The following is a 9076-nucleotide window of genomic DNA, read 5'->3' as shown; positions in this document are numbered from 1 at the left end:
CAGTACAACGGCGCAAGTTTGCTAGGATTGCGCAGCATCGTTGTAAAAAGCCACGGACGCGCAGATATCGCCGCTTACGAAAACGCTATTTTTGAAGCGGTGCACGAGGTCGAACGGCAAATCCCAACTAAGATAAGTGACCGTTTAGAGGCAGTTCTTCTCGAGAGGCATTAGTAGTCTTCATGTATAGTAAGATTTTGGGCACAGGCAGCTATTTGCCTGAACAGGTTCGCACCAATGCTGACCTTGAACAGATGGTAGACACCAGTGACGAGTGGATTGTGACCCGTACGGGGATCAAAGAACGTCGCATTGCTGCACCGACAGACACCGTTGCCTCAATGGCTTATCAAGCCGGCGTACAGGCGATTGAAATGGCCGCCATCGACAAACATGATATCGATCTCATTATTGTTGCCACGACCAGTGGTGAACGTGCGTTTCCAGCCGCTGCCTGTGATGTGCAAGCGATGTTGGGGATACAAGGTTGTCCCGCGTTTGATATTGCCGCTGCATGCTCTGGTTTTGTGTATGCGTTGAGTGTGGCCGATCAGTACGTTAAAAATGGGCTGGCAAAACATGCCCTCGTGATTGGTGCCGATCGCCTCTCGCACACCTGCGATCCCGCGGATCGGTCTACCGTTATTTTGTTTGGCGATGGTGCGGGAGCCGTCGTGCTTTCGGCCGATGAGCAAGATGGTATTTTGTCCACCCATTTAAAAGCGGATGGAAAATTTGGTGAGCTTTTGAAACTGAAGTATCCCGATCGGGGCCAATCCCATGTATCGGATGAAGCCTGGCTCTATATGGCCGGCAATGAAGTGTTCAAAGTGGCGGTAACGCAGCTGGCGAATATTGTCACGGAAACCCTTCAGGCGAACCAAATCGAAAAATCAGACATTGATTGGTTAGTTCCTCATCAGGCGAACTACCGAATTATTAAAGCGACCGCGAAAAAACTCGCGATGTCGATGGATCAAGTGGTGTTGACCCTAGACCGTCATGGCAACACATCAGCGGCTTCTGTACCGACTGCGTTTGATGAAGCGGTGCGTGATGGACGCATTCAACGTGGTCAAACGGTATTGCTTGAAGCATTTGGTGGCGGTTTTGCATGGGGTTCTGCACTGGTCAGGTTCTAAACTAATAGGAAACGAATATGACTCAAACAGCGATCGTATTTCCGGGCCAAGGCTCGCAAGCCGTGGGTATGCTCGGTGAGTTAGCTGAACAATATGGTGTGGTTCAGCAGACGTTTGCAGAGGCCTCTGAGGTGCTTGGCTATGATCTGTGGGCGTTGGTTCAACAAGGTCCTGAGGCAGATTTGAATGAAACCCACCGCACTCAGCCTGCTTTGTTGGCGGCATCAGTGTCGATTTGGCGGGTCTGGCAATCGCAAGGTGGTGCAACGCCTTCGGTACTCGCGGGTCATAGCCTGGGTGAGTACTCAGCTTTGGTCTGTGCAGGGGTATTGGACTTTAAAGAAGCCATCAAGCTTGTCGAGTTACGTGGCCAATTGATGCAAGAAGCGGTCCCTGCAGGCGTCGGTGCGATGTCAGCGATTATTGGTCTCGACAATGACGCTATCGCAACGGCGTGCGAACAAGCCGCTCAAGATCAGGTTGTTTCGCCGGTTAACTTCAACTCGCCCGGTCAAGTCGTGATTGCTGGGAATAAAGACGCGGTTGAACGCGCCAATATACTGTGCAAAGAAGCGGGCGCTAAGCGGGCGCTACCATTGCCGGTATCCGTGCCGTCACACTGTGCATTGATGAAACCTGCTGCTGAAAAGTTAGCGCAAGCACTTGAATCTGTCACGTTTAATGTGCCTGTCATTCCTGTGATCAATAATGCTGACGTGGTGACACCAACGGACCCAGCCGCTATTAAAGAAGCACTGGTGCGCCAGTTGCATAGCCCAGTGCGCTGGACGGAAACCGTTGAGCTTATGGCGACTGAAGACGTTGAGCAGCTTCTTGAGTTTGGGCCAGGTAAAGTCCTAACGGGATTGACCAAACGCATCAACAAATCATTGAGCAGTGCGGCTGTTAACGATAGCGCCAGCTTGGCGGCAGCAACAGCCTAAGTGTGACTGTGCGGTAATAGTATTCTGTGACTGCCGGCCGATGTCGGCAGAATCAATTAAAAGGGTAACCGAATGAAACTAGACGGAAAAGTAGCACTGGTGACAGGTGCGAGCCGAGGTATTGGCCGAGCAACGGCAGAGCTTTTGGCTGAGCGCGGTGCAACAGTGATCGGGACGGCAACCAGTGAAAACGGTGCCACAGCGATCAGCGACTACCTCGGTGAAAACGGTAAAGGGTTGGCCCTGAATGTCACATCATCGGATTCAGTGGCGGACGTTTTAGCCACGATCAAAAAAGAATTTGGTGATGTTGATATTCTGGTTAACAACGCGGGTATCACTCGTGATAACCTATTGATGCGTATGAAAGACGACGAGTGGCAAGATATCATCGATACCAACTTGACGTCGATTTTCCGTTTATCAAAGGCAGTCTTGCGTGCGATGATGAAAAAACGCTGCGGCCGAATCATCAATATCGGCTCTGTCGTCGGTGTGATGGGGAATGCGGGACAAGCCAACTATGCTGCGGCAAAAGCAGGTGTCATTGGTTTTACCAAATCTATGGCACGTGAAGTGGCTGCGCGTGGCATTACCGTTAACACCGTTGCGCCTGGGTTTATCGAAACCGATATGACGAAGGCCCTCAGTGACGATCAGCGTGCAGCAACCTTGGCACAAGTGCCCGCGGGACGTTTAGGCGATCCTAAAGAGATTGCTGCGACGGTCGCTTTTTTAGCATCAGACGATGCCGCATACATGACGGGCGAAACCTTGCACGTTAACGGCGGCATGTACATGATTTGATCGAGACCGTTGCAATCTGGAATGACACACGTCAAACTCCGATTGATTTGTCCCCAAATCGTGGTTTGACCAGCCGTGGAGGTCTTGCAACTTCCACATTAATGAATAAACTACAGCACATATCGCATCTGCGAATCTTGTAAGGACTAGTATTAATATGAGCAACATCGAAGAACGCGTAAAGAAAATCATCATTGAGCAACTAGGTGTCGACGAAGCAGAAGTGAAAAACGAAGCTTCATTTGTAGACGACTTGGGCGCGGACTCTCTGGATACCGTTGAGCTGGTAATGGCTCTTGAAGAGGAATTCGATACAGAGATTCCAGATGAAGAAGCAGAAAAGATCACGACTGTACAAGCCGCTATCGACTACGTAGTCGGCGCTTCAGCGTAATCTCAGAATCCTACCAGGCGGTCTCCTTGACCGCCTGTGTTTTTTTTACTCTACTCTACAATCCAAATTAATATTCTCCGGAGAATATCATCGTGTCTAAGCGTCGTGTTGTTGTGACTGGCATGGGTATGTTATCRCCCGTCGGTAACTCAGTTGAGTCCTCATGGAAAGCTCTGCTAGCCGGGCAAAGCGGTATCTCCGCCATTGAGCATTTTGATGCCAGCGCCTTTGCTACTCAATTTGCCGGCATGGTTAAAGACTTCAACTGTGAAGACTACATGTCGAAAAAAGATGCACGAAAAATGGACTTGTTCATTCAATACGGCATCGCGGCCAGTGTTCAAGCCATTCAAGACTCCGGACTGCAAGTTGACGACCACAATGCGCACCGTATTGGTGTTGCGATCGGATCGGGCATTGGTGGCCTTGGTTTAATTGAACAGAACCACCGTGCATTTGTGGAGAAGGGTCCACGTAAAATTAGCCCTTTCTTTGTGCCATCAACCATCGTCAATATGATTGCCGGTCACGTGTCGATTAACTATGGCATGCGCGGTCCAAATATCTCGATTTCAACCGCGTGTACCACCGGCCTACACAATATTGGCCATGCGGCGCGTATGATTGCGTTTGGTGATGCCGATGCCATGGTGGCAGGCGGCGCCGAAAAAGCCTCGACAGAGCTGGGTATCGGTGGTTTTGCTGCAGCGAAAGCACTGTCGACCCGCAACGATGATCCTCAAGCGGCCTCGCGTCCTTGGGATAAAGATCGTGATGGTTTTGTCCTCGGCGACGGTGCCGGTGTGATGGTGCTTGAAGAATATGAACACGCTAAAGCTCGCGGGGCGACGATTTATTGTGAGCTCGTCGGCTTTGGTATGAGTGGTGATGCGTATCATATGACATCACCCAGTGAAGACGGCTCTGGTGCTGCACTTGCGATGGAAGCTGCCATTCGTGATGCAGGCATCACGCCTGAGCAAATTGGTTACATCAATGCCCATGGCACCTCAACCCCGGCGGGTGATGTGGCCGAGAGTAAGGCCGTGCGCCGTGCGATGGGGGCAGCCGCGGATAGCGTTTTGGTGTCTTCGACCAAATCAATGACAGGACACCTTCTTGGCGCGGCAGGCTCGGTGGAGTCGATCATTACCGCGATGTCATTGATTGACCAAATTGTACCGCCGACGATTAACCTTGATAATGCTGATGAAGGGTGCGATCTCGATTATGTGCCACATCATGCGCGCGATGTAAAAATGGATTATGCGCTGTGTAACTCATTCGGCTTTGGTGGCACCAACGGCTCTTTGATCTTCAAAAAAATCTAATGACACGCGCAGTGAGCGCTGCGTGATGAGAGATTTTGATTGAGAGATTTTGATATAATAACGGTCCGATTTGTCGGGCCGTTTTTATTGGTGAGGTGGCAAGGAATCATGCATTGGGTTAATGGACAGCTTAGCACCGAGATAGCGGTGTCCGATCGGGGCTTACAATTTGGCGATGGTTGTTTTACCACAGGTCATGTGTATTCCAAGGTGTTGCTCGATCGCGATGCACATCTTCTTCGCCTCCAGGATACCTGTCAGCGTTTAGCCATTGCAGACGTTGACTGGCCCCTATTAGCGCACACCCTTGATTTGGCCTGTCAACAGGCTCAAGGTGAGCAGGTTCTGAAAGTGATCATCACCCGTGGTCAAGGTGGGCGTGGCTATAGCCCCCAAGGGTGCACGGCACCGACGGTTATCGTTAGTCTGCATCCTTTTCCCTCCCATTACCACCAGTGGCAGCAACAAGGGATCTCGCTGGCAACCACGTCCATTCAATTGGGCGCCTCACCGTTGGCGGGGTTAAAGCACTTAAATCGGCTCGAACAAGTGTTACTCAAACAGGCACTCTCTGACACCACAGCCGATGACCTGGTGGTAAGCGATATGTTTGGCCATGTAGTGGAAACCTCATCTGCCAATATTTTTTGGCGTAGTGGCCCAGTGGTTTATACGCCGGCGTTACAGTATGCCGGTGTGGCTGGATTGATGCGCGATAAAGTGATGGCTGTGCTAGAGGGCGTCGGGGATGTTCAATGCCATACGGTGAGCACCGATGAGACGGCGCTTTACCAGGCCGATGAAGTCTTTATTTGCAACACCTTAATGAAAGTGGTGCCGGTCACGGCAATCAACGACACACCATTTAACACACATACCCTGACTCGGGTGTTACAACAGAGGTTAAACGCGTGCTAAAAAAGCGACTTTTAGGGGGGATCAGCGTGATAATGGCGTTGGTTGTGCTGGCCGCTGCAGTGGTGATATGGCAGACGAAAGCATTCGTTGCGACGTCTTTATCGATTCAATCTCCTCAATTATTCACTGTGCCGGCTGGTGCGCACTATCAACGCGTTATAAGGCAATTTGAAGCCAAAGGTTGGGTGGCATCAAGTCTCTGGGCCAAGTTTGCCCCTCATCTATATCCTGAGTTAACCCGCGTTCAAGCGGGGACATTTCAACTTCAACCTGGGCAAACGCTCGAGCAAGCGTTCACCACCCTCCGATCGGGACAGCAGTATCAGGCATCAATCACTTTTGTCGAAGGGAGCACGTTCGCACAGTGGCGTGCGCAGCTGCAATCAGCACCGCACTTAGATCATACACTAGAGGGTGTCAGTGAAGCGGTCATTGCCGATAAGCTCGGGGTATCACGTGATCAGTTGGAAGGACTGTTACTGCCTGAAACCTATACGTACGACGTGAATGATACGGATATTGACCTGTTACAGCGTGCCGTGCGCGCCATGGAGGCCACACTCGAGAAAGCATGGCCACACCGTGCCGACGACTTGCCTATTAAAACGCCCTATGAGTTATTGATCTTAGCCTCTATCATCGAAAAAGAGACAGCCGTTGCCAGTGAGCGTGAAAACGTGGCCTCTGTATTTGTTAACCGGTTGCGCAAAGGCATGCGCTTGCAAACGGACCCCACGGTCATTTATGGCATGGGAGAGCAATATGATGGCAATATCCGTAAGCGCGATTTGCGTACGCCGACACCCTATAATACCTATGTGATTAATGGGTTGCCGCCTACGCCCATTGCGATGCCAGGTAAAGCGTCGATCATGGCTGCCGCGCAACCGGCACATACTGATTATTACTACTTTGTCGCGACAGGCAAAGGGGGCCATCAATTTTCCACGACATTGGCCGAACACAATCGAGCTGTGCGTGATTACCTAAAAGTGTTGAGAAATCAATGAACAATCATTTTATCGTCGTAGAAGGCCTTGAAGGGGCGGGTAAGAGTACCGCCATTAGTCAAGTGAAGCAGGTACTCCACGATGCCGGCATTCATGATGTGATCACTACGCGTGAGCCAGGTGGGACGCCACTTGCGGAGCAGTTACGAACCTTGGTAAAACAAGGCCATCCTGAGGAGCCTTTAACAGATAAAGCCGAGTTATTAATGCTATACGCGGCTCGTGTTCAACTGGTTGAAAACGTGATCAAACCAGCGTTGGCAAAAGGGCAGTGGGTGATTGGCGATCGTCATGATATGTCTTCCCAAGCGTATCAAGGCGGTGGACGCGGGATGGATACTGCACTAATGGAAAGCTTAAAAGCGACTGTCCTCGGTGACTTTGCTCCCGCCTTGACGCTATATATGGATATTGATCCTGAAATGGGGTTGGCGCGTGCCCGTGGACGCGGTGAGCTCGATCGGATTGAGCAAATGCAGATCGACTTTTTTGAGCGCACTCGCGCGCGTTATTTGGCGTTAGCGCACCAGGATCCGAGTGTGGTGATTATCGATGCCAGTCAACCGCTTGAGGTGGTGACCGCCAGCATTAAAACGGCGTTATCGACGTGGCTTAAGCAACTGAAAACGTTATGAGTGAGTCAGTCGTCGCGCACCATCCCGCCCCGCACGTGTTTCCTTGGTTTAATACGGTATGGACGCACTGGCAGCAACTGTTAGTGACCGCACGCTTTCCGCATGCCGTATTACTGGCTGCCCCTCCGGGAAGCGGTCGGCGCGCAATGGCCAGTCATTTGGCCAAGGTGCGTTTGTGCAAGCAGCAGGCCGACCAAGCATGTGGGTGTTGTCATAGTTGCCAGTTATTTGATGCCGGTAATCACCCTGATATGCACTGGTTGATGCCTGAAAAACCTGGTAAGCAGATAGGTATTGATGCGGTGCGTAAGGTGCAACGTCAAGCGATGGAAACGTCACAGCTAGGCGGTGCCCGTTTTATCGTGATTGAGCGCGTTGAAAACCTCGGTGAGGCCGCGGCTAACGCACTATTAAAATCATTAGAGGAGCCGCCAGAAGGATGTTACTTCGTGTTGCTAACCGCGTCACTTGATAGCTTGTTAGCGACGATTATCAGTCGATGCAGCGTCTGGAAAGCGCCACAGCCGGATAACGAAACCGCGAAGCATTGGATTGAGCAAGCGTTGAAGCGCACGGTTCCTGATCATGCGGTCACGCTTTACCGCGGTGCGCCATTGGCAGCACGTGATTTTGTTGAATCTGGAGGACTCGAACATCATCATGCGGTGATCAATGGCTTCGCGACCTACGTAAAAAGCCGTACTGGCTTATTTGACACGTCAGAGGTGTTGGTCGCACACTATCCCGCCTCACTGGACTGGCTGAGCCACTTTCTACTTGATGTGCTCAAATGGCGACAAGGCGCAAAACACGCTATTTTGCATCGCCATCATCACGCCTTGGTGGCTGAGGTGGCGAATGTGATGGCGACTCAGCACGTCCATACGCAATTGCGACAATTACATCAACTGCAGCGTCAGCTGCAAACGCATACTGGGCTAAATACCGAATTGGTACTTAGCCAATGGCTATTATCGATTGGAGAATAACGTGTTAATAGACTCTCACTGCCATCTCGACAAACTGGACTATGATTCGCTGCACCAGAATGTGGAAGATGTTCTGGATAAAGCACAGGCAAGGGGTGTCGATTATTTTCTCTCTGTTGGCGTTACATTGGATAGTTTCCCGGCGATGCTAGACATGATCCGCCCTTATCCTCATGTTTTTGCCTCGTGTGGTGTTCACCCCTTAGATATAGAAAATGGGTTTGACTATCAGCAACTGAAAGCCCTGGCCGCGGATGAGCGCGTGGTCGCGATCGGGGAAACAGGGTTGGATTATCACTACCAACCGGAACTGGCCGAGCAGCAACAAGCGATTTTCCGTCAGCATGTCCGTCTCGCCGTCGAGCTAAATAAGCCCCTGATTATTCATACCCGTGCCGCGCGAGAGGATACCTTGACGATTTTGCGCGAGGAAGGCGCTGAGCGTGTAGGCGGTGTGCTACACTGCTTTACAGAGAGCTATGAAATGGCAGAAGCGGCGATTGAGCTAGGCTTCTACATTTCGATTTCTGGCATCGTTACTTTTAATAAAGCGACGGAGCTAAAGGATGTGGTGCGGCGTTTGCCGCTTGAACGATTGCTGGTCGAAACGGATTCGCCTTATTTGGCTCCGGTGCCGCATCGTGGCAAGCAAAACCAACCGGCTTACGTGAAAGAGGTCGCCGAATACGTGGCGATGTTAAAAGGTGAGTCTGTTGAAACGGTGTGTGATATCACTAGCCGGAACTTTTTTGCGCTTTTTTCGAGTGCGAATCCGCAATAATCCACGTCGCCCGATTGTTCAATCGGGCTTTTTTCCTACCTGAATGTACCCATGAATGATAACGACAAAAAGCGCGGCTTTTTATCGCTATCAAGCGCGTCGTTTTGATGATGATCTGGCTATAC

At 51.1% G+C, this 9076-nt stretch carries 10 protein-coding genes and 1 pseudogene; all 11 read left to right on the top strand.

The window, feature by feature from the left end; genetic code table 11:
* Nucleotides 1-174, top strand: a pseudogene (locus tag BZG79_RS08360) (phosphate acyltransferase); the annotation flags it as partial.
* A gap of 8 nt (nucleotides 175-182) precedes the next feature.
* Nucleotides 183-1142, top strand: a complete 960-nt coding sequence (locus tag BZG79_RS08355) for a beta-ketoacyl-ACP synthase III (RefSeq protein ID WP_021023153.1) — start codon at nucleotides 183-185, stop codon at nucleotides 1140-1142.
* Nucleotides 1143-1159: 17 nt separating this feature from the next.
* Entirely contained in the window at nucleotides 1160-2086 is a 927-nt protein-coding gene (gene fabD / locus BZG79_RS08350; protein WP_077774168.1) for an ACP S-malonyltransferase, read from the top strand.
* Between the two features lie 72 nt (nucleotides 2087-2158).
* On the top strand, nucleotides 2159-2893 hold the full coding sequence (fabG, locus tag BZG79_RS08345; RefSeq protein ID WP_077774167.1) for a 3-oxoacyl-ACP reductase FabG: 735 nt from the start codon (nucleotides 2159-2161) through the stop codon (nucleotides 2891-2893).
* A gap of 157 nt (nucleotides 2894-3050) precedes the next feature.
* Nucleotides 3051-3287: an acyl carrier protein gene (gene acpP, locus BZG79_RS08340; RefSeq protein WP_025673161.1), complete on the top strand. Its 237-nt coding sequence runs from the start codon at nucleotides 3051-3053 to the stop codon at nucleotides 3285-3287.
* 92 nt (nucleotides 3288-3379) lie between these two features.
* Nucleotides 3380-4618 carry a beta-ketoacyl-ACP synthase II gene (gene fabF, locus BZG79_RS08335; RefSeq protein WP_077461217.1) on the top strand — a complete coding sequence of 413 codons (1239 nt, stop codon included), beginning with the start codon at nucleotides 3380-3382 and terminating at the stop codon, nucleotides 4616-4618.
* Between the two features lie 108 nt (nucleotides 4619-4726).
* Complete coding sequence (pabC, locus tag BZG79_RS08330; protein ID WP_077774166.1) at nucleotides 4727-5536, top strand: aminodeoxychorismate lyase; 810 nt, start codon at nucleotides 4727-4729, stop codon at nucleotides 5534-5536.
* The gene (gene mltG / locus BZG79_RS08325; RefSeq protein ID WP_077774165.1) at nucleotides 5530-6546 is read left to right on the top strand and encodes an endolytic transglycosylase MltG; all 1017 of its coding nucleotides are present in this window, start codon (nucleotides 5530-5532) and stop codon (nucleotides 6544-6546) included. Before pabC ends, mltG begins: the two co-directional genes overlap by 7 nt.
* The gene (gene tmk / locus BZG79_RS08320; RefSeq protein ID WP_021023147.1) at nucleotides 6543-7181 is read left to right on the top strand and encodes a dTMP kinase; all 639 of its coding nucleotides are present in this window, start codon (nucleotides 6543-6545) and stop codon (nucleotides 7179-7181) included. The genes mltG and tmk overlap by 4 nt, the downstream gene beginning before the upstream one ends.
* Nucleotides 7178-8170, top strand: coding sequence for a DNA polymerase III subunit delta' (gene holB / locus BZG79_RS08315; protein WP_077461220.1), 993 nt, complete (start codon nucleotides 7178-7180; stop codon nucleotides 8168-8170). The genes tmk and holB overlap by 4 nt, the downstream gene beginning before the upstream one ends.
* Nucleotide 8171: 1 nt before the next feature.
* On the top strand, nucleotides 8172-8951 hold the full coding sequence (locus BZG79_RS08310; RefSeq protein WP_021023145.1) for a YchF/TatD family DNA exonuclease: 780 nt from the start codon (nucleotides 8172-8174) through the stop codon (nucleotides 8949-8951).
* Nucleotides 8952-9076 lie beyond the last annotated feature (125 nt).

It is taken from the genome of Salinivibrio sp. MA427 (assembly GCF_001996115.1).
Lineage (GTDB): Bacteria > Pseudomonadota > Gammaproteobacteria > Enterobacterales > Vibrionaceae > Salinivibrio > Salinivibrio costicola.
The sequence above is the reverse complement of the archived record's forward strand: the minus strand, read 5'-3'. Positions and strand labels throughout refer to the sequence as shown.

Coding starts and splice junctions, on each gene's coding strand:
- BZG79_RS08355 (WP_021023153.1), top strand. CDS start 183: ATGTATAGTAAGATTTTGGGCACAGGCAGCTATTTGCCTGAACAGGTT.
- fabD (WP_077774168.1), top strand. CDS start 1,160: ATGACTCAAACAGCGATCGTATTTCCGGGCCAAGGCTCGCAAGCCGTG.
- fabG (WP_077774167.1), top strand. CDS start 2,159: ATGAAACTAGACGGAAAAGTAGCACTGGTGACAGGTGCGAGCCGAGGT.
- acpP (WP_025673161.1), top strand. CDS start 3,051: ATGAGCAACATCGAAGAACGCGTAAAGAAAATCATCATTGAGCAACTA.
- pabC (WP_077774166.1), top strand. CDS start 4,727: ATGCATTGGGTTAATGGACAGCTTAGCACCGAGATAGCGGTGTCCGAT.
- tmk (WP_021023147.1), top strand. CDS start 6,543: ATGAACAATCATTTTATCGTCGTAGAAGGCCTTGAAGGGGCGGGTAAG.
- holB (WP_077461220.1), top strand. CDS start 7,178: ATGAGTGAGTCAGTCGTCGCGCACCATCCCGCCCCGCACGTGTTTCCT.